Source organism: Nocardia sp. NRRL S-836 (assembly GCF_001279525.1).
Taxonomy (GTDB): Bacteria; Actinomycetota; Actinomycetes; order Mycobacteriales; family Pseudonocardiaceae; genus Lentzea.
This window is the reverse complement of sequence record NZ_LGDY01000114.1, coordinates 110,018-131,015: the sequence shown is the minus strand read 5'-3', so window position 1 is coordinate 131,015 and position 20,998 is coordinate 110,018. Positions and strand designations below refer to the sequence as shown.

Annotated in this window: 25 protein-coding genes; 10 read left to right on the top strand and 15 right to left on the bottom strand. The window is 69.6% G+C overall.

What is annotated here, in order from left to right; genetic code table 11:
- Positions 1–5: 5 nt before the first annotated feature.
- From ADL03_RS28490 to ADL03_RS48820, 3 genes are read right to left on the bottom strand one after another with little or no spacing between them, the layout of a single operon-like run.
- Positions 6–425: an Imm1 family immunity protein gene (locus tag ADL03_RS28490; protein ID WP_053736638.1), complete on the bottom strand. Its 420-nt coding sequence runs from the start codon at positions 423–425 to the stop codon at positions 6–8.
- Complete coding sequence (locus ADL03_RS45880; RefSeq protein WP_197288716.1) at positions 413–925, bottom strand: DddA-like double-stranded DNA deaminase toxin; 513 nt, start codon at positions 923–925, stop codon at positions 413–415. The genes ADL03_RS28490 and ADL03_RS45880 overlap by 13 nt, the downstream gene beginning before the upstream one ends.
- Positions 895–1,137, bottom strand: a complete 243-nt coding sequence (locus tag ADL03_RS48820; RefSeq protein ID WP_197288715.1) for a hypothetical protein — start codon at positions 1,135–1,137, stop codon at positions 895–897. The genes ADL03_RS45880 and ADL03_RS48820 overlap by 31 nt, the downstream gene beginning before the upstream one ends.
- A gap of 70 nt (positions 1,138–1,207) precedes the next feature.
- On the opposite strand from ADL03_RS48820, the gene ADL03_RS28485 reads away from it, so the two are divergent.
- The 3 genes from ADL03_RS28485 to ADL03_RS28480 all read left to right on the top strand — a co-directional run bounded on the left by ADL03_RS28485 (position 1,208) and on the right by ADL03_RS28480 (position 4,663).
- A complete protein-coding gene (locus tag ADL03_RS28485) occupies positions 1,208–2,104 on the top strand; it encodes a helix-turn-helix transcriptional regulator (RefSeq protein ID WP_197288714.1) in 897 nt (298 codons plus the stop codon).
- A complete protein-coding gene (locus tag ADL03_RS45875; RefSeq protein ID WP_082373540.1) occupies positions 2,079–2,255 on the top strand; it encodes a DUF397 domain-containing protein in 177 nt (58 codons plus the stop codon). The genes ADL03_RS28485 and ADL03_RS45875 overlap by 26 nt, the downstream gene beginning before the upstream one ends.
- 116 nt (positions 2,256–2,371) lie before the next feature.
- Complete coding sequence (locus ADL03_RS28480) at positions 2,372–4,663, top strand: bifunctional (p)ppGpp synthetase/guanosine-3',5'-bis(diphosphate) 3'-pyrophosphohydrolase (protein WP_197288713.1); 2,292 nt, start codon at positions 2,372–2,374, stop codon at positions 4,661–4,663.
- On the opposite strand, the gene ADL03_RS28475 is transcribed toward ADL03_RS28480, so the two are convergent.
- From ADL03_RS28475 to ADL03_RS28450, 6 genes are all read right to left on the bottom strand, one after another.
- On the bottom strand, positions 4,639–5,067 hold the full coding sequence (locus tag ADL03_RS28475; protein ID WP_053736636.1) for a S26 family signal peptidase: 429 nt from the start codon (positions 5,065–5,067) through the stop codon (positions 4,639–4,641). The two genes, ADL03_RS28480 and ADL03_RS28475, sit on opposite strands and share 25 nt — an antisense overlap.
- Positions 5,064–6,881, bottom strand: coding sequence for an ABC transporter ATP-binding protein (locus ADL03_RS28470; RefSeq protein ID WP_053736635.1), 1,818 nt, complete (start codon positions 6,879–6,881; stop codon positions 5,064–5,066). The genes ADL03_RS28475 and ADL03_RS28470 overlap by 4 nt, the downstream gene beginning before the upstream one ends.
- Complete coding sequence (locus ADL03_RS28465; protein WP_053736634.1) at positions 6,881–7,393, bottom strand: hypothetical protein; 513 nt, start codon at positions 7,391–7,393, stop codon at positions 6,881–6,883. The genes ADL03_RS28470 and ADL03_RS28465 overlap by 1 nt, the downstream gene beginning before the upstream one ends.
- Positions 7,394–7,405: 12 nt before the next feature.
- Positions 7,406–7,951, bottom strand: coding sequence for a MauE/DoxX family redox-associated membrane protein (locus tag ADL03_RS28460; RefSeq protein WP_053736633.1), 546 nt, complete (start codon positions 7,949–7,951; stop codon positions 7,406–7,408).
- Between the two features lie 64 nt (positions 7,952–8,015).
- Positions 8,016–8,249 (bottom strand): hypothetical protein, encoded by a 234-nt coding sequence (locus ADL03_RS28455; RefSeq protein ID WP_053736632.1) that lies wholly within the window; start codon positions 8,247–8,249, stop codon positions 8,016–8,018.
- Between the two features lie 328 nt (positions 8,250–8,577).
- Positions 8,578–9,447, bottom strand: a complete 870-nt coding sequence (locus ADL03_RS28450) for a peptidylprolyl isomerase (RefSeq protein ID WP_053736631.1) — start codon at positions 9,445–9,447, stop codon at positions 8,578–8,580.
- 114 nt (positions 9,448–9,561) lie between these two features.
- Here ADL03_RS28450 and ADL03_RS28445 point away from each other — a divergent pair, with 114 nt between their 5' ends.
- The 3 genes from ADL03_RS28445 to ADL03_RS28435 are packed head-to-tail and all read left to right on the top strand — an operon-like array spanning position 9,562 to position 12,136.
- Positions 9,562–10,257 carry an MBL fold metallo-hydrolase gene (locus ADL03_RS28445; protein ID WP_053736630.1) on the top strand — a complete coding sequence of 232 codons (696 nt, stop codon included), beginning with the start codon at positions 9,562–9,564 and terminating at the stop codon, positions 10,255–10,257.
- Complete coding sequence (hisS, locus tag ADL03_RS28440; RefSeq protein ID WP_053736629.1) at positions 10,254–11,510, top strand: histidine--tRNA ligase; 1,257 nt, start codon at positions 10,254–10,256, stop codon at positions 11,508–11,510. The genes ADL03_RS28445 and hisS overlap by 4 nt, the downstream gene beginning before the upstream one ends.
- Positions 11,507–12,136 (top strand): hypothetical protein, encoded by a 630-nt coding sequence (locus ADL03_RS28435; RefSeq protein WP_053736628.1) that lies wholly within the window; start codon positions 11,507–11,509, stop codon positions 12,134–12,136. The genes hisS and ADL03_RS28435 overlap by 4 nt, the downstream gene beginning before the upstream one ends.
- A 6-nt stretch (positions 12,137–12,142) precedes the next feature.
- On the opposite strand, the gene ADL03_RS28430 is transcribed toward ADL03_RS28435, so the two are convergent.
- Positions 12,143–12,979, bottom strand: coding sequence for a spermidine synthase (locus ADL03_RS28430; protein ID WP_053736627.1), 837 nt, complete (start codon positions 12,977–12,979; stop codon positions 12,143–12,145).
- Between the two features lie 61 nt (positions 12,980–13,040).
- Here ADL03_RS28430 and ADL03_RS28425 point away from each other — a divergent pair, with 61 nt between their 5' ends.
- Positions 13,041–13,394: a DUF1304 domain-containing protein gene (locus tag ADL03_RS28425; RefSeq protein WP_053736626.1), complete on the top strand. Its 354-nt coding sequence runs from the start codon at positions 13,041–13,043 to the stop codon at positions 13,392–13,394.
- Here the strand turns inward: ADL03_RS28425 and ADL03_RS28420 are convergent.
- Genes ADL03_RS28420 through pnuC form a run of 3 tightly spaced genes read right to left on the bottom strand, consistent with a single transcriptional unit; the run spans position 13,315 to position 16,368 of the window.
- Entirely contained in the window at positions 13,315–14,763 is a 1,449-nt protein-coding gene (locus tag ADL03_RS28420; protein ID WP_197288712.1) for a YibE/F family protein, read from the bottom strand. The genes ADL03_RS28425 and ADL03_RS28420 overlap by 80 nt on opposite strands.
- Entirely contained in the window at positions 14,741–15,802 is a 1,062-nt protein-coding gene (locus tag ADL03_RS28415; protein ID WP_053736625.1) for an AAA family ATPase, read from the bottom strand. Before ADL03_RS28415 ends, ADL03_RS28420 begins: the two co-directional genes overlap by 23 nt.
- Positions 15,799–16,368, bottom strand: coding sequence for a nicotinamide riboside transporter PnuC (pnuC, locus tag ADL03_RS28410; protein WP_053736624.1), 570 nt, complete (start codon positions 16,366–16,368; stop codon positions 15,799–15,801). The genes ADL03_RS28415 and pnuC overlap by 4 nt, the downstream gene beginning before the upstream one ends.
- Positions 16,369–16,394: 26 nt before the next feature.
- Between pnuC and ADL03_RS28405 the strand changes: the two genes are divergently transcribed.
- Entirely contained in the window at positions 16,395–18,389 is a 1,995-nt protein-coding gene (locus ADL03_RS28405; protein ID WP_082373539.1) for an intein-containing Rv2578c family radical SAM protein, read from the top strand.
- Here ADL03_RS28405 and ADL03_RS28400 read toward each other — a convergent pair.
- Together ADL03_RS28400 and ADL03_RS28395 are read right to left on the bottom strand one after the other, a co-directional pair.
- Complete coding sequence (locus tag ADL03_RS28400; RefSeq protein ID WP_053736622.1) at positions 18,376–18,909, bottom strand: DUF4865 family protein; 534 nt, start codon at positions 18,907–18,909, stop codon at positions 18,376–18,378. The genes ADL03_RS28405 and ADL03_RS28400 overlap by 14 nt on opposite strands.
- Before the next feature lie 105 nt (positions 18,910–19,014).
- Entirely contained in the window at positions 19,015–19,359 is a 345-nt protein-coding gene (locus ADL03_RS28395; protein WP_053736621.1) for a hypothetical protein, read from the bottom strand.
- A 284-nt stretch (positions 19,360–19,643) separates the two neighbouring features.
- On the opposite strand from ADL03_RS28395, the gene ADL03_RS50545 reads away from it, so the two are divergent.
- On the top strand, positions 19,644–20,225 hold the full coding sequence (locus tag ADL03_RS50545) for a TetR/AcrR family transcriptional regulator (RefSeq protein WP_053736620.1): 582 nt from the start codon (positions 19,644–19,646) through the stop codon (positions 20,223–20,225).
- The gene (locus tag ADL03_RS28385) at positions 20,225–20,956 is read left to right on the top strand and encodes a TIGR03084 family metal-binding protein (RefSeq protein WP_231642389.1); all 732 of its coding nucleotides are present in this window, start codon (positions 20,225–20,227) and stop codon (positions 20,954–20,956) included. Before ADL03_RS50545 ends, ADL03_RS28385 begins: the two co-directional genes overlap by 1 nt.
- The last annotated feature ends 42 nt before the right edge of the window (positions 20,957–20,998 follow it).

Below are 20,998 nucleotides of genomic sequence, written 5' to 3'. Positions count from 1 at the left end.
TCGGCTCAGTCAAGCGGGATCGGATGCAGTGCGGGGAAGTTCGCGGGAAGCACACCGTCGTGTCCCAGGTAAGCCTCGAGCACTTCGCGCACGATTTCCATCGGTACCTGCTGCACAGCAGGTACCTCGGTGCCGTTGCCCTGGAGGTCGTAGATCACGGTCCCGGTTGCTCCCTGATCGCCGATCGTCGACCTGGAGGGATTCCAATATTCCTGCACGAACCCGTTCTCCGCGCCGATTCCTGCGTACAGGGTGGGGAAGCTGTACGGATCAGCCGCAACGGAGATCTCCACGATCGACGCGTGCGGGTGCCGTGCGGAGTAAGCACTCACCCGCTCCACCAGCGCGGTCAGCTCGTCGACGGTGCTGATCATGACCGGAGAGTCGCCCGTCGCGAGGTCGTAGATCGCTTTCAGCGTTGCCACGGCGGTCGTCTCCCTCCTGTGAATGTCCGGTGGTAACCGTTCGTTCCGTGGACGGTGAGTGAAAAACCCTCGGGCAGAACCACTCCGAGCAAAGCTTCACACCCGAAGTCGAGCTTACAAGGAACGTTGTTGATGACGATCTCGGCGTGCCGGACGTCGTTGGCGCGCATGTGCGCCGCCAGTTTCATCTCTGCGTGGGACGCTGTGAACGGGCGTCCTGGGCGTGGCAACCCCGCTTCGCGAAGCAGCCGCCACACGTCGTCGGCTGTCGGGTCGTCACCGCTGCTGATTTCACCGCCGATGCGGCCTTCGGCGAACCAGCGGCCGTGCGTCTTGCTCCCGCTGCCCGGTTGGACCGGTGGCGGAAGCGTCTTCCGCAAAGCCTCGACACGGCTCGTCGTGGTACTCGTCGAGGACGTGGCGAACGGTGTCGTGTTGCTGACGCCCAGATCACCCAGGTACGTGCGGGTCAGGTCCGCGGCGGTCGCAAGGCTGGACACCTGGCCTTCCGGCTCGGTGATCCTTCGACTACGCGTGTGAACAGGGCACACACGTCCGCGACGTCATCCTGGTCGCTGCCCGTTCCCGCGTCGGTGATGAGCACTCGCGCCTCGTTGGCAAGATCTGCTGCGCGATGGTGCGCCGCGATCGACTGCTCGATCTTTTCCAGGACGCGGCGCAGCGCGTTGCCCACTTCCTCCAGCGAAGTCACGCCGTGCCCCTCGCGTCACCTGGCGCGAATGATGCCACGGGCTGACGAAGCCTCGATGGTTTTCACCCTTATGAGCAAGTTCGTGGAGAATCTCCAATGCGTAATTTGCCCAGGTATGACTGCGCTTACCTCCACCGCGTACAGCAGGGACCTCGGCGATGAGCTGCGCCGGCTGCGCGAACACCACTCCGGCATGACCGGCGCCGCGTTCGCGGACCGGCTCGGCTGGGACGCGAGCAAGGTGTCCAACATCGAGAAGGGCAAGGCGAGGGCGAGCGAGATCGACCTCGTGCAGTACGTGATGTTGTGTGGGAAGGGGTCGGAGTTCTTCGAGGAGTTCCGGACTCGGTACCGGTACGCGTTCGACCTCAACGTGGTGCAGGTCCACGACAACATCCGCACGCTTGCGATGGCCGAGGCGATGGCCACGAAAATCGTCACCTACGACGTCCTGACGTTCCCCGGCCTCATTCAAACGGAGAGCTACGCGCATTCCCTGTTCACCGAGCACGGCCAGCCGCCAGAGCTGGTCGAACGAAACCTTCGAGCGCGTATGGACCGACAGGCGACCATGAGGCGTCCGGATCGTCCGGAATGTCTGTTCTTTGTGCACGAGCTCGCCTTGCAGTTGCGTGTGGGCGACGACCGGGTCATGGAGGACCAGTACCTGCAGCTGCTGTTCAACACGCACGTTCTGCGGATCGTGCCGATCTCGGCAGGCGTAGCGCTCGCCACGCGGTCGGCGCGCATGTTGTTCAGCTTCGCCAAGGCCGAACCGCTGGTCTACACCGAGAACGAGGTCGCGATGGTGTTCTCCCAGGACCCTGCCGTCGTGCGCGAGAACAAGGAGTTCTTCGCGTGGCTGGAGAGGCACGCGTTGGATGCGGAACAATCGCGGAGCATGCTGGCGAACTACGTCAGCGGACCGCGAAGGGACCCGCATGAGCCACGAACGGACCTGGCGTAAGAGCACCTACAGCGGAGGACAGGACGGCCAGGCGTGCGTCGAGGTGTCGTTGGCCGCCGACGCGCTCGTGCGTGACTCGAAGAACGCGAGCGGTGACCGGCTCGTGTTCACGGTCCACGCCTGGCGTGCGTTCGTGGCCCACGTCGCCTGATCGGCTCAGCGGAACTTCCGGGAGCGTTCACCGTGTGAGCTGTGCCGCTCAGCGCGCCACCGGAAGTTTCCTCAGCGTGAACGCGTTATCCTCGGTACTCGCGAGACCCGAGGAGCGTGGGGTTGAGTCAAGACACCGAACCCGCTGCGACGGCTGTTCAACCGTCGGCTACCCGGCGTGTGCGCGCCCGCCTGGCGCGGCGCATCACCGCCCAACGTGCGGCCCCGGTGAAGCAGGTCCTCGAACCTCTCGCCGCCGCGCACTACGACCTCCATCCCAAGGCCGATCTGGCGCTTCTGCAGCACGCGTACGACGTCGCCGAGGAGAAGCACCGACCGCAGCGCCGCAAGTCCGGCGACCCGTACATCACCCACCCGCTCGCCGTGGCGACGATCCTCGCCGAGCTGGGCATGGACACCACGACGCTGGTGGCGGCGCTGCTGCACGACACCGTGGAGGACACCGACTACTCGCTCAGCCAGCTGAAGGAGGACTTCGGCGAGGAGGTCGCCCGGCTGGTCGACGGCGTCACGAAGCTCGACAAGGTGAAGCTGGGGGCCGCGGCCGAGGCGGAGACCATCCGCAAGATGGTCATCGCGATGGCCAAGGACCCGCGGGTCCTGGTCATCAAGCTCGCCGACCGGCTGCACAACATGCGCACGATGCGGTTCCTGCCGCCGGAGAAGCAGGCCCGCAAGGCCCGCGAGACGCTCGAAGTGCTCGCGCCGCTCGCGCACCGGCTGGGCATGGCGACCGTGAAGTGGGAGCTGGAGGACCTCGCGTTCGCGATCCTCCAGCCGAAGAAGTACGACGAGATCGTGCGGCTGGTCGCCAAGCGCGCGCCGAGTCGTGACACGTACCTGCGGACGGTCGTCGAGGAGCTCAACGGCCAGCTGGAGGGCGCGCGGATCGTTGCCAAGGTCGAGGGGCGGCCGAAGCACTACTACTCGATCAACCAGAAGATGATCGTCCGCGGACGCGAGTTCGACGACATCCACGACCTGGTGGGCGTGCGGATCCTGGTCGACGAGGTGCGTGACTGCTACGCCGCCATGGGTGTCGTGCACGCCGCGTGGCAGCCGATGCCGGGCCGGTTCAAGGACTACATCGCGCAGCCGCGGTTCGGCGTGTACCAGTCGCTGCACACGACCGTGATCGGGCCGGACGGCAAGCCCCTTGAGGTGCAGATCCGCACCCACGAGATGCACCAGCGGGCCGAGTACGGCATCGCCGCGCACTGGCGGTACAAGGAGACCAAGGGCACGCACAACGGCAAGTCCGTCGAGATCGACGAGATGGCGTGGATGCGCCAGCTCCTCGACTGGCAGCGGGAAGCCGCGGACCCCGGTGAGTTCCTCGAAGGGCTGCGCTGGGACCTCGCCGCGCGGGAGATCTTCGTGTTCACCCCGAAGGGTGACGTGCAGACGCTCCCGGTGGGCTCCTGCCCGGTCGACTTCGCCTACGCCGTGCACACCGAGGTGGGTCACCGCTGCATCGGTGCCCGCGTCAACGGCCGCCTGGTCGCCCTGGAGCGCAAGCTCGAGAACGGCGAGGTCGTCGAGATCTTCACGTCGAAGGCCGAGGGTGCGGGCCCGTCCCGTGACTGGCTGTCGTTCGTGGCCTCCCCGCGCGCCAAGGCGAAGATCAAGCAGTGGTTCGCCAAGGAGCGCAAGGAAGAGGCGATCGAGCAGGGCAAGGAGGCGATCACCAAGGAGGTGCGGCGCGTCGGCCTGCCGATCCAGCGCCTGGTCTCCGTCGACTCCATGCAGGCCCTCGCCAAGGAGCTGCACTACCCGGACATGAGCGCGCTGTACGCGGCGGTGGGCGAGGGCCACACCTCGGCCCGCCACGTCGTGCAACGGCTCGTGGCCCAGCTCGGCGGTGTCGAGCACGCCGAGGAGGAGCTCGCCGACCGAGCCACCCCGTCCACGGTCACCCGCCGCCGTCCCACGGGCGACGCGGGCGTGATCGTCAAGGACGCGGGCGACGTCTGGGTGAAGCTCGCCCGCTGCTGCACCCCGGTGCCCGGCGACGACATCCTCGGGTTCGTGACCCGCGGTGGCGGTGTCTCCGTGCACCGGACCGACTGCACGAACGCCGACGAGCTGCTGAAGTCGCCGGAACGCCTGCTCGACGTCGAGTGGGCGCCGTCGGCCTCCAGCGTGTTCCTGGTGGCCATCCAGGTGGAGGCGCTCGACCGGCACCGGCTGCTGTCCGACGTCACGAAGGTGCTGGCGGACGAACGGGTGAACATCCTGTCGGCGTCGGTGACGACGTCACGCGACCGGGTCGCGGTCAGCCGGTTCTCGTTCGAGATGGGCGACCCGAAGCACCTGGGCCACGTCCTGAAGGCCGTGCGCAGCGTGGAGGGCGTCTACGACGTCTACCGCGTCACGTCCGCGTCCTGACGGTCCCGACCCCTGAGGGTTCCGGCCCTGACGGTCCCGAGCACGGCGGACTCCCGCACGTAACCGAACGTGCGGGAGTCGCTGCTGCCGGGGTTGTCGCCGCGCACCAGCAGGTGGCCGGGCGGGACCACGGCGTCGGGCACGGCGGCGCGGCAGTCCGCCGGCACCGGTTCACCGGCGCGGGCCGCCACCCGTTTGACCATCAGCTGCACGAACTCGGACTCGCGCCGGAACACCACGACCGATCCCGTGCGGTACCGGCCGCCCAGCCGGGCCAGCACCCGCGTGTCCGGTCGCAACGCCGGCATCATGCTGTCGCCGCGCACCGTGACCAGCAGGTACCGGCCGCGCAGCCACCACAGGGCCGCGCCGGCCACGACCGGCAGCACCAGCAGCGACCTCACGGCAGCGCCACCCGCTCGTCCTGGTAGCTGCTCGCCTGCAGTCGGAACAGGCGTGCGTACTCGCCGTCGGCGACCATCAGCTCGTCGTGCGAGCCGTGCTCCGCGACCACGCCGCCGGCCAGCACGACGATCCGGTCCGCGTCGCGCAGGGCGTTGAGGCGGTGCGAGATCAGCAAGCTCGTCCGGCCCGCGCGCAACGTCCGCAGCGTCGTGCCGAGCTGGTGCTCGGCGTCGGCGTCCAGGCCGGAGCTCGGCTCGTCCATGATCATGAAGTCGGCGTCGGCACGCATCAGCGACCGGGCGATCGCCAGCCGCTGCCACTGGCCGCCCGAGAAGTTCACGCCCGAGGAGCCCGCACCGGCCGCGAACGCGGCGAAGTCGACGAAGGACTGGCTGAGCAGCGTCTGGTAGCCCTGCGGCAGCGAGCGGATCTTCTCGTCGATCTCCGCGACCCCGGCGGCCCGCTCGATCCTGGCCTGGTCGGCCAGGCCGGGCAGGTCGCCGACGCCGATGTTCTCGGCGGCCGTGAGGTCGTAGTTCATGAAGTCCTGGAACACCGCGGCGGTGCGGCGGCGCACCGTCGCCGCGCTCAGCTCGCGCAGGTCCGTGCCGTCCCAGTGGATCGAGCCCCGCACCGGGTCGTACATGCGGCACAGCAGCTTCACGAGGGTGCTCTTGCCCGCGCCGTTCACGCCGACCAGCCCGACCGCCGTGCCCGCGGGGATCGTGCACGTGACGCCCCGCAGCACCCACGGTGAGCTCTCGTCGTAGCGGAACCACACGTCGCGCAGCTCGATGCCCTGGCGCAGCGGTGGGGCCTCGACGGTGCCGTCGACCAGGTCCGGCTCGCCGCCGATGAGGTCGACGAAGTGCCGGAACAGCTTGAGCGACTCGGTCACCTGACCGAACTGCATGATCAACGACGTGAACGCGCCCTGCAGCGACGCCACGGCCGCGATGAACAGCGACACGTCACCGATCGACACCGTGCCGCGCACCGCGCTCGCGACGACGACGGCGGTGCCGATCGCCGCGACCGCCGCGTTGAGGACGCTGAACCCCGACTCCACGACGAGGTTCCGGCGCCGCACGGCGAGCTCGGCGCCGGAGGAGGACGCGAGCGCCTCCCGTGACCGCGCGCGGAACAGGTCGCCCAGCCCGAACAGCCGGATCTCCTTGGCCGCCTGGCTCTCCGTGATCAGCGAGCGGTAGTAGAACTGCCTGCGGACGGTGTTCATCATCGTCTCGACCGTCGCCGCGTGCCGTTTCGACATCGCCAGCTGCGCGAGGAACGCGGGCACCGCGGCGACCACCAGCAGGACGCCCATGAGCGGCCAGACTGCGAGCAGCGCGCCGACGAAACCCGCGATCGTCAGCACCTTGCGCACCAGTTCGATGCTGAGCTCGGTGAGCACGGACGGGGCGCTCTGCGCGCCCTGGGCGGCCAGCCGCAGCCGGTCGTGGAACACCGGGTTCTCGAAGTTGCGCAGGCCGACCAGGTCGTTCACCGAGCGGTTCAGCTCGTCCTCGACGTGCAGGTTCACCGACCGTTGCACGCGCACGCCCACGTACGTGCCCACGTAGGTGAGCACGGCCGCGCCGCTGCCGACGAGCGCCGCACCGAGCGCGAGGCCCACCGCGAGGCGTTCGTCGGCGGCCCGGCCGCGGGCGATCTCGTCGATCAGCAGCTTGCCCAGCCACGCCGCCACCGGAACGGCCGCGCCGCCCAGCGCGGCGATGACCAGCAGCAGCACGGTGCCCGCGCGGGCGGCCCGCCAGGTGAGCCGCAGCCCGGCGACGGCGGCGCGGCCCATCAGCTCGCCACCGGTTCGAGCACGTCGGTGAGCTTGCTGCCGCTGCTGACGACGAGCCGGCCGTCCAGCCGCGCCACGGTCGGGAAGCTCGACACACCGAACGCGCTGGTCAAGGCGTTGCTCTCGGTGTCGGCGACGACGGTGACGCCGTCCACCCCGGCCACGGCGGCCCTGGTGGCGTCGTCCAGCTCCTCCACCACGACGAGCAGCAGCGGCTCACCGAGCCGCGGCACCGTCTGCCTGATCGACGCGACCAGGTCGCGGCACGGCGCGCACGACGGTGACACGAACGCCACGACCATCGAGGTCAGGCTCTCCTCGGTGATCGTCGCACCGGTCGTGGTCTTGGCCTCGAACCGGCGCACCGCACTGCCCGGGGTGAGGGTCTGCGGGACGAACTCCGGCTGCTGGGGCTGGTCGCGCAGCTTGCGGATGACCGCGAACAGCAGCACCAGGTTGAGCACTGTGAGCGTGACGCACACCGCGACGGCGGCGGTCAGTACGGCGAGCATGTCGTCCCCCGGTCAGTGGTGGTGGTCGTGGGCGGGCCGGGCGGCGGGCCCGGCGCGCAGGACGAACCGCAGGTCGTCCCAGTGGGCCAGGGCGACCGCCGCGAGCACGGCGGCGCTCGTCGTCGCGGCGAGCAGGCCGAGGTGCGGGGTGGCCGCGGAGGTGGCCGGGACGAGCCCGGTCAACGCGACCGCGACGAGCACCCCGTTGCGGATCAGGTGCTTGCGCCCCATCAGGCCGCCGTCCGCGCCGAAGCAGCGGCAGCGCACCTCGCGGCCGGTCGCCTTCGCCGCCAGCACGGCGCCGCTGAACGCCACGAGCACCAGCGCGGCGAACCCGAGGCCGAGCCGCGGCGCGACGGCCAGCAGCACCACCGCGACGGCCTCGACCGCGATCACGGTGGTGGCGAGCGCGGAGCGCAGGCGGGCCGGCCGCAGGCCGAAGCTGCCCAGCGACTCCGTGAAGGCGGTCAGCTCCGCGCGGCCGCGCAGCTTGCCCGCGACGGCGAGCAGGAACACCAGGCCGACCACCACGCGGCAGCAGACTTCCAGGTACAGCACGGGAACCTCCCGCTGTGTCAGGCCGGGGCCGCCACGAGGGCGGCCCCGGTGTCCGGCTCGGACGTCAGCAGGAGCGGGTGGTCCGGACCGTCCAGCAGTTGTTGAGGTTGACCACGCAGCCGCAGTCGCACGTGTAGAAGGCCGAGCACCACAGCTCCTCCACGCGGCTGCCGGAGCAGCGCGTGCTCACGAGGCGGTTGGCGCACGGGCCGGGGCACGTGGTGCAGGCGCCGGCCTCTTCCCTCTTGAGGAACGTTCCCAGCAGGCGGTCGCCGAGTCGGCTGATCGTCTTGGTCATCTGTTCGTCTCCCTTGCGCGTCGAGGAGGTGACACGCGAGGGCACGGCTGACAACACCGTTCCCCCATCGGACGGTGTTCCGCGATCCCCCTTGGTACCCCCTGGTGCACCTCAACCTAGAGCCGTTCTTCAGCTCTGCAACAGAGGTGTGCAACTGCGCCGGTGGCAGGCGGCGGTGACAGCGGAGACGTCAGCGAAACGACAGCGGGCTCTGACATCGTCATGCGCGTGGGGAAGACGCAGGAGCCCCCGGCCGATCCCGGCCGGGGGCTCCTGCGTTCGAACCGGTCGGACGGACCCCGGTTGCACGGGTCCGGCGCCGCCTCGGTTACTTGACGACCGTCGCGGTCTCGATCTTGACTTCCTTCTTCGGCTTGCCGCCACCGGGGGACGGGTCGAGCGAGCCGTCGTCACCGGCGCGCGCGATGTCGTCCACGATCTTCAGGCCGGCCTCGCCGATGCTGCCGAAGACCGAGTAGTCGGGGGACAGCTGCGCGTCGCCGTAGACGATGAAGAACTGGCTGCCGTTCGTGCCCTTGGCCGGGTCGGCCTTGTCCGGGCCCGCGTTCGCCATCGCGAGGTAGCCGCGGCCGTAGGTCAGCTCGGGCCACACCTCGTTGTCGAACTTGTAGCCGGGGTGGCCGGAGCCCGTGCCGCTGGGGTCACCGCACTGCAGCATCTGCAGGCCCTTGGTGGACAGGCGGTGGCACGGCGTACCGTTGTAGTAGCCCTGCTGCACGAGGCTCTCGAAGCTGTTCGCGGCGCACGGCGCGAGCGTGCGGTCCAGCGTGATCGGCAGGTCGCCCTGGTTCGTCTTCAACGTGACCGCCACCGTGCCCGTGGCCGGGACGTCGGCCGCGGTCGGCGTGTTGACCTGCTTGGCGGCCGGGGTCGAGTCGTCCTTGCGGTAGTCGCAGGACACCTTCGCCGGCAGCGCCTGCGGCCGCTTGGGCATCGCCTTGATCTCGGTGGGGATCTCGACCTTCGGCGTCTCGGTCGGGGTCTCCGACGCCGCGGCGTCACCGTTGCCGAAGTCGTGCGTGGAGAGGAACCACACGCCGGCGCCGACGAGCGCAACAACGACGACCGTCGAGATGACGGCGATGATGCGACGCTTCTTGGCCCGCTCCTGGCGGTAGACCATCTGACGCTCAAGCTTGCGCTTGGCTGCCGCGCGTCGCTGCTCGTTGGTGGGCACGTGCTCCCTCCCCAGGGACTCATGCGAAAAGGGCGGTCGGCTCGGCAGTCTAGGGCCTGGGCATATGACCTTTGTGTAGTGGTTAGGCTGTCGGGGAACAGGGAGGTCATTGTCGTGCTCGTGATCGGGTTCCCGACCGGTGCGCTCCAGGCGAACTGCTACGTCCTGGCGGCCGGTGAGGGCGAGCCCTGCGTGATCGTCGACCCCGGTCAGGACGCTGTCGAGCCGGTCGAGCAGGCACTGCGCAAGCACCGGCTCGCGCCGGTCGCCGTGCTGCTCACACACGGTCATTTCGACCACACGTTCTCCGTCACGCCCGTCTGCGACGGCAACGACATCCCGGCGTGGATCCACCCCGACGACGTCGCGATGCTCTCCGACCCGCTCAAGGGCGTGAGCGCCGAGTCGCGGGTCTTCTTCGGCGGCAACCTCGAGATGCGCGAGCCCTCCGAGGTCCGCGAGCTCGCCGACGGCGCCGACCTCGACCTCGCCGGGCTGAAGATCACCGTCGACCACACGCCGGGCCATACCGGCGGGTCGGTGATGTTCCGGTCCGGCGCGCAGGAAGGCGGTCGCCTCGTGATCTCGGGTGACACGCTCTTCGCCGGTTCCATCGGACGCACCGACCTGCCGGGTGGCGACCACTCGCGCATGCTGTCGTCTCTGCAGAACAAGGTCCTGACCTTGCCCGACGACACCGTGGTGCTGCCCGGCCACGGACCGACGACGACCATTGGCCGCGAGCGCGCGACGAACCCCTACCTGGTTCAGCTGCAGGACGCTCCGGCCGCCCCGCACCGAGGACTCTGAGAAACGTGTTTTCCGCTCCCAAAGGCGTTCCCGACTACATCCCGCCGACCTCCGCCGCGTTCGCGCACGTCCGGTCGACGCTGACCCGTGCCGCCGAGCTCGCGGGCTACGGCTACATCGAGCTGCCCGTCTTCGAGGACACCGCGCTGTTCGCGCGGGGCGTCGGCGAGTCGACCGATGTCGTGTCGAAGGAGATGTACACCTTCGCCGACCGCGGCGACCGGTCCATCACACTGCGCCCGGAAGGCACCGCGGGCGTGATGCGGGCCGTGATCGAGCACAGCCTCGACCGCGGCCAGCTGCCGGTGAAGCTCTACTACGCGGGCCAGTTCTTCCGCGCCGAGGCCCCGCAGGCCGGCCGGTACCGGCAGTTCCACCAGGTCGGCATCGAGGCGATCGGCGTGGACGACCCGGCGCTGGACGCCGAGGTCATCGCCGTCGGCGACGCGGGTTTCCGCGCGCTCGGCCTGACCGGGTACCGCCTGGAGCTCACCTCGCTGGGCGACTCGAACTGCCGCCCGGCCTACCGGACGCTGCTGCAGGAGTTCCTGGCGGAGCTGCCGCTGGACGAGGCGACCCGCCAGCGCGCGGAGCTGAACCCGTTGCGCGTGCTCGACGACAAACGGCCCGAGGTGCGCGCTCTGGTCGCCGAGGCGCCGCTGATGGTGGACCACCTGTGCGACGCGTGCCGTGAGCACTACGAGCTCGTCAAGGGGTACCTGACCGAGCTGGGCGTGAAGTTCGTCGAGAACCCGCGCATGGTCCGCGGCCTCGACTACTACACGAAGACGACGTTCGAGTTCGTGCACGACGGCCTGGGCGCGCAGTCGGGCATCGGCGGCGGCGGCCGTTACGACGGCCTGATGGCGCAGCTCGGCGGCCAGGAGCTGTCCGGTGTCGGCTTCGGTCTCGGCGTCGACCGCGCGCTGCTGGCGGCCACCGCCGAGGGCGTCCTGCCGTCGTTCAGCCGCATCGACGTGATCGGCGTGCCGCTCGGTGAGGCCGCGCGGGCCCGCCTGGTCGCCGTCGCGGGCGAGCTGCGGGCGGCCGGTGTGCGCGTGGACCTGGTCTACGGCGGCAAGTCGATGAAGGCGGGCTTCAAGGCCGCCGACAGGTCGGGTGCACGCCTGGCGCTGGTGCTGGGCGAGCGCGACCTGGAGGCGGGCACCATCGGCGTGAAGACGCTGGCGACGGGCGAGCAGGTGTCCGTGGCGCTGACCGACGTGGTCGAGGCGGTGCGGGCAGCCCTGTGAGCTCCGACGACAAGCTCTCCCTGGACCTGCTGGACGAGGCGACCGTCCGCAAGCGCGCCCGCATGGTCGCGATCGGCGGCCTGATGGTGGCGCTGGCGTTCGGCGCGGTCGTCGGTTTCATCGGCGGCCGCTGGGCGGGCGTGATCACGTTCCTGATCGTGTCGCTGCCGGTGGTCCTGCTGGCCCTGTCCGAGGCCCGCCGCACGGTGTGGCTGGAGGGCACGTCGGTGCACGTGCGCGCGTTCGGCACCCGCACCGTCGACCTCAACACGGCCGACGGCCTGGACCTGCTCGTCACCGACCTGCGCGGCGCCAGGACCGTCGGGCTGTTCGTGCGCGGCGGCAAGAAGGCCATCAACATCGCCCTGTCGATCTACTCGGGCACGGGCGGCCGCGAGCTGGGCATCTACCAGCTGCGGCGGCTCGCGGACACGCTGGCCGGCCGCGGCGACACGCCGGGGCTGGTGTTCTCGGAGCTGCTCGTGGCCCAGCTGCGTGCGGAGGCACGTGGCGTCGCCCCGGCCGACCGGCCGCTGTACCGGCTGGGGTCGCTGGCACCGTCGGGCCGGATGGCGCAGAAGCTCCACCCGGACGCCGTGTCGAAGTTCGTCACCTCACTCGACTGACGCGGCTCAGGTACCCCACAGACCGGACGGCGGCGCTGGCGACAGCGTCGCCGTTTCGTCTGTCGTGACGGGTGCGCCGCCGATGAACTTCGTCAGGCCCGTGCCGTGCTCCACGCGTCCCGGGAACGGATCGCTCGCCGTGGCACGGGTGAGCTGCTGCATCGGCAACCCGGTGTGCGACGCGAGGATCACGAAGTTCCCGAACCGCCGCCCGCGGAACACGCCCGGTTCGGCCAGCACGCACACATGCTCGAACACCGCGCGCACGGTCGCGCACTGCGAACGTGCGAACTGCAGCCCGTTGCCGTCGCCGATGTTCGCGGCGTAGACGCCGTCCTCGGCCAGCGCCGCCGACGCCTGCCGCACGTACTCCACGGACGTCAGGTGCGCCGGCGTGCGGGCTCCCGCGAAGCAGTCCGACACGACCAGGTCGAACGAACCGGGACGCGACCGCGCCAGCACCGCCCGCGCGTCCCCGGTCGTGATCTTCACCCGTGGCGGTGGCGGCAGCTCGCGGCGGATGAACGCGATCAGCCCCGCGTCGATCTCCGCCACCTGCTGGGTCGAGCGCGGCACGGTCGCCGCGACGTAGCGGGCGAGCGTGAGAGCGCCGCCACCGAGGTGCAGGACGCGGGCCGGCGCGATGAAATCGATCACATGCCCGAGCCGCCGGACGTACTCGAACTCCAGGTACGTCGGGTCGTCCAGGTCCACATGCGACTGTGGGGTTCCGTTGACCCGCAACGTCCACGAGCTCCGTCCACCCACCTCGGGCACCAGCTCCGCCACACCGGAGTCGATGGACTCGGTGAGCGCGTCGGTCTCGGGCCGCTGTCTTCCCACTGCTCTATCCTCTCAGTGCCCATCTCCTTTTGGGGTGCGCGCCGCTAAGAGGAGGACGTAAGTGCAGCTTATCGCGAACATCCTGATCGCCCTGGTGGCGCTCATCCACGTCTACATCGTGGTGCTGGAGATGTTCCTCTGGACGACCCCGCGCGCCCAGAAGGCGTTCGGCATCACCGCCGAGTTCGCGCAGGAGTCCAAGGCGCTCGCGGCGAACCAGGGCCTCTACAACGGGTTCCTGGCCGCCGGTCTGGTCTACGCGCTGGTCCGGCAGGACTTCGGCGCCTCCGTGCTGTTCACGGTGTTCGTGATCGTGGCGGGCATCTACGGCACGTTCACGGCGAGCCGGAAGATCTTCTTCGTGCAGGTGGTGCCGGGCGCCCTGGCGCTGCTCTTCGTGCTGCTCGCTCACTAGGGCCCGGTCGTTCCCACGGCCCCTTGCCGGGGTCGTAGCCGTAGAGGTCGCCCTCGATCCGGCTCCGTGCGGGCTGCACCGCCGGTTTCGGTGCCGGTTTCGGGCGCTTGACGGTCCTGGGCTCGGGTTCCGGCTCGGGCCCAGGACCGGCGGGTTCGGGATCGGCGGGCCCAGGATCGGCGGGTTCGGGATCGGCGGGCTTCGCGGGCGTGGGATCGACCTCCTGGCGCACCGCGACCAGGGCGGCCAGCGCCGTCGTGACCGGCACCGCCGCGACCAGGCCGATGCTGCCGACCAGCGTGCGCACGATCTCCTGGGCGATCTGCTGGGCGGTCAGGATCTCGCCCATCGACCGCCCGGCCAGCGAGATCGCGAGCAGCAACGGCAGCGCCGCGCCCGCGTACGCCATCACGAGCGTGTTCACGACCGACGACATGTGGTCGCGCCCGATCCGGGAGCCGGCGGCGAAGAGCTCCCGCCAGCCCAGCTTGTCGTTGGCGCGCCGCAGCTCCCACACCGCGCTGGTCTGCGTCACGGTCACGTCGTCCAGCACGCCCAGCGCGCCGATGATCGTGCCCGCGAGCAGCAGCCCGCGCGTGTCGATGTCGGTGCCCAGCACCGTGACGAGGTTGATCGTGTCCTCGTCGAGGCCGGTCAGCTTGGCGGCCAACGAGAACACCGCGCCCAGCACGCCGATCAGCACGAGGCTGACGAGCGTGCCCAGCACCGCCGTCGAGGTGCGTGCCGAGACGCCGTGCGACAGGTACAGCACCACGAACATGATCAGCCCGGCGCCGACCACCGCCACCAGCAGCGGGCTCTCGCCGGCCAGGATCGACGGCAGCACGAACAGCACCAGCACCACGAAGCTCAGCAGCAACGCGCCGAGCGCCGCGAGGCCCTGCCACCTGCCCAGCAGCAGCACGGCCGCCGCGAACAGCACCGCCAGCAGCACGAGCGACCAGCCGCGCTGGTAGTCGACGATCTGGTACGACTCCGCGGCCTGCGGCTGACTGCCCGAATAGGACAGCACGACCTCGTCGCCGGTCTGGTAGCTCGGCGCGCCCGGCCCGCGCAGGTTGGGGATGGTGACGCTCTGGCCGCTCGCGTCGCCGTCGGACATCTTCACGGTGACGGCGGTGCACTTCTCGCCGCACACGCCGTCCTGCACGCCCGTGACGACCGCGTCGACCGGCTTCTGGTGCAGGCCGATCTGCGCGCCGGTGCGCTGTTCGTGCCCGAACGGGTACAGCAGCACGGCACCGGCCACGGTCGCCAGCACCAACGGCACCAGCAACCACGTCAGCAACGTCTTCACGCGCTGCGAGGCCGGTTCCGCCCGATGACTATGCCCGTGACCGTGACCCACGCGTGACATCCTGCCCCATCAGCCGTTCGACCTCCGCCACGGCGGTCGCGAACCGGTCCTCGGTGACCTTGACCCAGGGCACGCCGCGCCGCGCCAGCTCGCGTTCGAACACGCCGGTCATCCACTCCCGGAGGTGCTCGCCGTCGCGCCAGCCGTCCTGTTCGAACGGAACGCCCACGTGGTCGGTCAGCAGGTACAGGTGCGGCCGCGTGCCCTGGTGGACCTCCGGGCGGAAGCCGAGGTAGCGCTCGCCCCAGACGGTCGCGGCGAACGCGTCGTTGTCGGCGATGACCAGCGGCGCGGTTTCGGCCCAGAGGTGGCGTTCCTGTTCGCGCGCGACGTCCTCGAAGTCGCCGAGCGTCCACACCAGACTGTCCACAGTGGCGTCCGGGTCGAACGCCCGCGCGGCCCTGAGCTTGTGCTCGGTGTGCTCACGGCCGTACTCGGGAACCCACGGCGCCTGGAAGTGGGCCGCGAGCTGCTTGGACAGCGTGGTTGTGCCGGTGCTCTCGGCGCCGAGCACGACGACCCGGCGGGCCAGACCGCGCTGCGTGGCGGGGGAGAGGTGGTGCCAGTTGCGCACCGGGTCCGTGCGCACCGCGGTGCCGGAGACGGCGTGCGTGGTGCGGTCGAGGTCGACCAGGACGTGCCGGGCACCCAGCCTGCGGGCCAGCTCGTCGCCATACTTCTCGCTGGAGAACACGACGTCGACCGGCGCCCCGCCCGGATCGCCGTCGGCGATCGCGCGCCGGGCCAGCACCGCCTTGGTGAGCTCGACGTGCAGCGACCACACGTGGTCGTCGTCGAAGTCCATGGGGTGGTCGTCCAGGTCGCCGACCACGCGTACACCGTCGGTATACCGGTGGTGTTCCGCGAGCCACTCGACGCGGTGCGCGAGCGGTATGGCCTCTGTGGACGCCGCGAGCACCGTGACCGTGGTGCGTTCGCTGCGGGCGGCGGCCGTCTCGATCAGGTGGTGGTGGCCGTTGTGCGGTGGGTAGAACTTGCCCAGCACCAGCGCGTGGCGGAACTCCTTCACACGCTCACCTCGCTCTTGAGGTCCTTGCTCCAGTTGCGCAACCCCAGCACGCACAGCCCCATGAACCCCACGTACAACACGGCGGTCAGGTACAGCTCCTTGTAGGCGTAGAGCGGCACGTAGATGACGTCGGCGGCGATCCACAGCCACCAGCTCTCGACCTTCTTGCGCGCCTGGCCCCAGGTGGCCAGCAGGGACAGCACCGTCGTCACGGCGTCCCAGAACGGCACCGTCGACTGCGTGAAACTGGTGAGGATCCAGTGCAGCAAAGCGGTTCCTGTGACTCCTGCGACGAGAAGGGCGATCCACTGGCTCGTGGTCGTGCGACTGACTTTCAACGCGCTGTGCTGCTCGCCGCCGCGCACCCACGCCCACCACCCGTAGAGCGCCAGGACGATGTAGACGACCTGCAGCCCGGAGTCCGCGTAGAGCCCGCTTCCCCAGAACAGCACCAGAAACGCGATGTTGTTGGCGATGCCGATCGGCCAGTTCCACGGGTTCTGCCGGGCGACCAGCCACACGCACAGTGCGCCGGTGACGAAGCCTGCAACCTCAATGGGTGACACGTGCTCTCCTTGACCGCTGTTCGAACATGTGTTCGAATCGAGGTGTGCGATGGGACGGACAGAAACTCGAGGCAGAGCCGCAGCAGGCACTACCGGGGCTACCGGGACTGGTGCGCAGCGTACGAACTCCTGAGTTCGCGGACGTGGTGTTCCACGAGGTCCGCGCCAAATCCGTGCTCAACGGGGTACCGGGTTCGGCGCTGCCGTTCTCGTGGACGGTCAACCCGTACCGGGGCTGCTCACACGCCTGCACGTACTGCATGGCCGGCGACACCCCGGTCCTCATGGGCGACGGCCGCACCAAGCCGTTGTCCGAACTCCGCGTCGGCGACCAGATCTACGGCACCGAGCTCGTCGGCAACTACCGCCGCTACAAGCTCACCACCGTGCTGGCGCACTGGGAGACGCACAAGGTCGCGCACCGGCTGACGTTGTCGGACGGCACCACGGTCGTCGCCTCCGGTGACCACCGCTTCCTGACCGACCGCGGCTGGAAGCACGTGACCGGCGAGACCGCCGGCACCGGCCGCCGCCCGCACCTCACGACCGGCAACAAACTCATGGGCACGGGGGCTTTCGTCGAGCAGCCCACCGTCACCGACGACTACCGCCGCGGCTACCTGCGCGGCATGGTCGAGGACGAGCACGAGTTCCGCATCCCCCTGGCCGACATCGAGGCCATGGACCGCACCCGCGAGTACCTCGACTACTTCGGTGTGCGAGAAGGGAGGGGATTTCTGCACCAGGTGCGCGAGCTAGCGCACTGGCAGATAGCGCCGAACCCCGACTGGCTCAAGGGATTCCTCGCGGGTGCGTTCGACTACCTCGGCACCTGCTCGCGCAGCATCCTGCGCATGTCCACCCGCAACGCCACCGTGGTCGAGGCGATCGTCCTGGCGTTGAAGCACTTCCACTTCGACTTCGCGATCGAGGAGCTGCGCCGCCGCCGTGGCGTGCGGGTCGTGCGACTGCGTGGCGGCCTGCGTGAGAACCTGCGGTTCTTCCACCTCGTCGACCCGGCGATCACCCGCAAGCGCGACATCGACGGCGTGGCGATCAAGTCGCAGCAGCCGCTCGGCGTGGTGTCCGTGGAGGAGGTCGGCGAGATGCCGCTCTACGACATCACGACCGGCACCGGTGACTTCATCGCGAACGGCGTGGTGTCGCACAACTGCTTCGCCCGCAAGACGCACTCCTACCTGGACCTCGACACCGGCCAGGACTTCGACAACCAGCTGGTCGTCAAGGTCAACGCCCCCGAGGTGCTGTCCCGCCAGCTGCGTTCGCCGAAGTGGAAGCAGGAGCACGTGGCGCTGGGCACCAACACCGACCCGTACCAGCGGGCGGAGGGCCGGTACGCCCTGATGCCAGGGATCATCGAGGCGCTGACCGCCTCCCGCACGCCCTTCTCGATCCTGACGAAGGGCACCCTCCTGGCCCGCGACCTCCCCCTGCTGGTGGCGGCCTCGGAGGTGGTGCCGGTCGGCATCGGCGTGTCGCTCGCGTTGCTGGACCGCGACCTGCACCGGTCACTGGAACCCGGCACGCCGACGCCGGCCGCGCGCCTCGACCTGGTGCGCAAGGTCCGGGAGGCCGGACTGCCCTGCGGTGTGTTCGTGGCACCGGTGCTGCCCGAGCTGACGGACTCCGTGGAACAGCTGGACTTCCTGCTGGAGCAGATCGCGGACGCCGGCGCCACCGGCGTGACCGTGCTGCCGTTGCACCTGCGGCCAGGCGCTCGCGAGTGGTTCGCCGCGTGGCTGCGCCGTGAGCACCCGGACCTCATCGAGACCTACCGGCACCTGTACGGCAACGGGTCCTATGTGGACCGCGGCTACCGCAGGCGCCTGACCGCGCGCGTGACCCCGTTGATAGAGAAGCACGGCCTGGCCCCGCGCGGCCGCGGCACCGACGCCGTCACCGGTGTCCCCGGCGACGACGACGGCGTGTGGCCCGACGGCAGCCTCCCGGTCGGGGTGCCGACACCACGCGTCGACCAGGAACAGCTCACCTTGCTCTGATGTCCCCGAGCTCCGGCTCGGACAGGTGGAGGACCTCGTAGACACCCTCTTCCCCGGGGTGTTCCTCCCACAGCTCGAACCGCACGACCTCCCACGAGCGCGGATCGACGCCGACGGCCACCGAGTGCAGGCCCTCCGCGAGCCCGACGCCCGCCTCGGCCTCGCCGACCACCTCGATCGGGTTCGCCTCCGGAGCGAGCCGCGTGATCTTGCGGGTCGCGTACCTCGCGTGCGTCGCCTGCCCCCTGAGGAACGCCACTCCCGGCCAGTGCAGGACCGCGGGCCGGCCGAAGTCCCGGATGATGTTCTGGAAACCTCCGCCGCGGTACAGGAAGTTCGCCATCCCCGCCGACGTGTTCCACACGTAGAACGGCGCGTACTGGGTGTCCCTGACCAGGTAGGCCTTGAAGCCCAGACCCTCGAAGTCGTCCAGCGCGTGCCCGCGCGTGCGGACGCGTTCGCGGATGACCTCCATGTCGTAGCCGGTCGGCAGCGTGATCTCGTACTGCATCGCGATCATGCGTTCTTTCTACCGCCCGCTGCTCGTGCCGGCTCGTGGTTTTCGCCGCTCACCCGCCCGTTTCGCGCGTAGGGCCCAGGCCGCGGCCTGGGCCCTTTCGTCCCGCTAGCTCCAGCCGCCCTGGACCATCGTCTGGAACTTCCACTCGTCCCCGACCTTCACCAGCAGGTCGCCGTACCGCACCGCCATCCCGTTGATCGTGCCGTCGGTGATCACGAAGACCAGGTTGTCGTTGATGAAGTGCGGCGTCCGCGTCGACTCCATCTGCACCTCACCGCCCAGCTGCGCACCCATCTCCTGGATGAAGCGCTCGCGGTCCCACGACGTCGCCGATCCGTCCGTCACCGTGTTGATCGGGAACAGGGCCATGTCGGCCATCTTCTCGACCTCACCCCTCACGGCCAGGTCGTCCCACCGCTTGAACCAGTCCATCACGTCGTCGTACGCCATACCGTACATTGTACGGAGTTTGCGCCTCGCCGTCGAACCCGTTGCTTTTGCTGTTTGGTTCTTGGCTGTTTGCGCTGCTCAGCGCTTCGGACGTCACTCACACGAGTGAAGCTTGTCCGCATCCACGCCTGTCCTCGTCTTTTCTCTGTCTCGATCGTCAGGTCGTCCCCGCCCCGCAAAGAGGAAACGCGGGAAGGGGCGGACGGGTGAGTGGAGGAGGTGAGGGGTGAGGACATTTACAAGCAGGCTTGACTGTTTGTTTGTGCACCGGAACACTCGGATACGTGGAGACCAGGCAACGGCAAGCCGACCGCACCCGCGAGACCAAGCGCAAACTCATGGAGGCCACCGTCGAGTGCCTGGTCGAGCACGGCTGGTCCGGCACCACGACGACGGTGGTGGCCGAACGCGCCGGCGTGTCCCGCGGCGCCCAGCTGCACCACTTCCGGACCCGCGGCGAACTGGTGGCGGCGGCGGTGGAGTACGTGGGCGCGGAGAGCGTCGAGGTGCTGAGGCGGCGGGCGGCGGTTGCCGAGAAGAGCACACGTGCGGTAGTGGAGCTGATCGCGGACTTCCACGCGAGCGACCTGTTCACCGCGGCCCTGGAACTGTGGGTCGCGGCCCGGACGGACCCGGAACTGCGCGAGCAGGTGCTGGAACTGCAGGCGCGGCTCGGCCGGGAGGTGTACGGCCTGGCGCTGGAACTGCTCGACGCTGATGACACCAGGCCGGGCGTGAAGGACGCGGTGCAGGCGACGCTGGACCTGGTGCGCGGCCTGGCGCTGGCCAACCAGCTGTCCGACGACGGCAAGCGACGCGCGCACGTGGTGCGGTACTGGGCGAGGATCCTGGAGGAGCAGCTGTGATCACGGAACTGCTGGCCGACCTCGACGCCGAGTCGTGGGAGCTCGACGAGCTCGTGACGAGGCACGCGGACTGGACGGTGCCGACACCGGCCGAGGGCTGGACGGTCGGCCACCAGATCGGCCATCTCATGTGGACGGACAAGGCCGCGATCCTGGCGATCACGGACCCGGAGGCGTTCCAGGCGCAGCCGTTGACGCCGGACATCGTGGACCGCACGGCGGAGGAGGCGGCGGCGCTGCCGGACCTGCTGGAGCTGTGGCGCGACAGCCGCCGCGCGTTGCAGGAGCACCTCGCCCAGGCGAGCGGCAAGATCGTGTGGTTCGGCCCGCCGATGAGCCCCGCGTCGATGACGACCGCGCGGATCATGGAGACCTGGGCGCACGGCCAGGACGTGGCGGACGCGTTCGGCGTCACGCGCAAGCCGACCGCGCGGCTCCGGCACGTGTGCCACATCGGGGTGCGGACGATGGGCTTCGCGTTCCTGCTCAACGGGAAGGCCGCGCCGGATCAGGAGGTGCGGGTCGAGCTCGAAGGGCCGCAGGGCGAGGTGTGGACGTGGGGGCCGGAGGACGCGGAGAACCGCGTGACGGGGCCGGCGCTGGACTTCGCGTTCCTGGTGACGCAGCGGCGCAACCGCGGGGAGCTGAAGATCGAGGCGACCGGGGCGGTGGCGCAGGAGTGGGTGCCGATCGCGCAGGCGTTCGCGGGGCCGCCCGGAGGTGGGCGATGAGCGCGCGGACGCGGGTGGGGCGTCCGATGGCGGGCATGCGGT

Coding starts and splice junctions, on each gene's coding strand:
- ADL03_RS28455 (WP_053736632.1), bottom strand. CDS start 8,249: ATGACCAAGACGATCAGCCGACTCGGCGACCGCCTGCTGGGAACGTTC.
- ADL03_RS28465 (WP_053736634.1), bottom strand. CDS start 7,393: ATGCTCGCCGTACTGACCGCCGCCGTCGCGGTGTGCGTCACGCTCACA.
- ADL03_RS45875 (WP_082373540.1), top strand. CDS start 2,079: ATGAGCCACGAACGGACCTGGCGTAAGAGCACCTACAGCGGAGGACAG.
- ADL03_RS28405 (WP_082373539.1), top strand. CDS start 16,395: ATGTGTTCGAATCGAGGTGTGCGATGGGACGGACAGAAACTCGAGGCA.
- ADL03_RS28485 (WP_197288714.1), top strand. CDS start 1,208: ATGAGCAAGTTCGTGGAGAATCTCCAATGCGTAATTTGCCCAGGTATG.
- ADL03_RS28470 (WP_053736635.1), bottom strand. CDS start 6,881: ATGGGCCGCGCCGCCGTCGCCGGGCTGCGGCTCACCTGGCGGGCCGCC.
- ADL03_RS28400 (WP_053736622.1), bottom strand. CDS start 18,909: ATGATCGCGATGCAGTACGAGATCACGCTGCCGACCGGCTACGACATG.
- ADL03_RS28395 (WP_053736621.1), bottom strand. CDS start 19,359: ATGGCGTACGACGACGTGATGGACTGGTTCAAGCGGTGGGACGACCTG.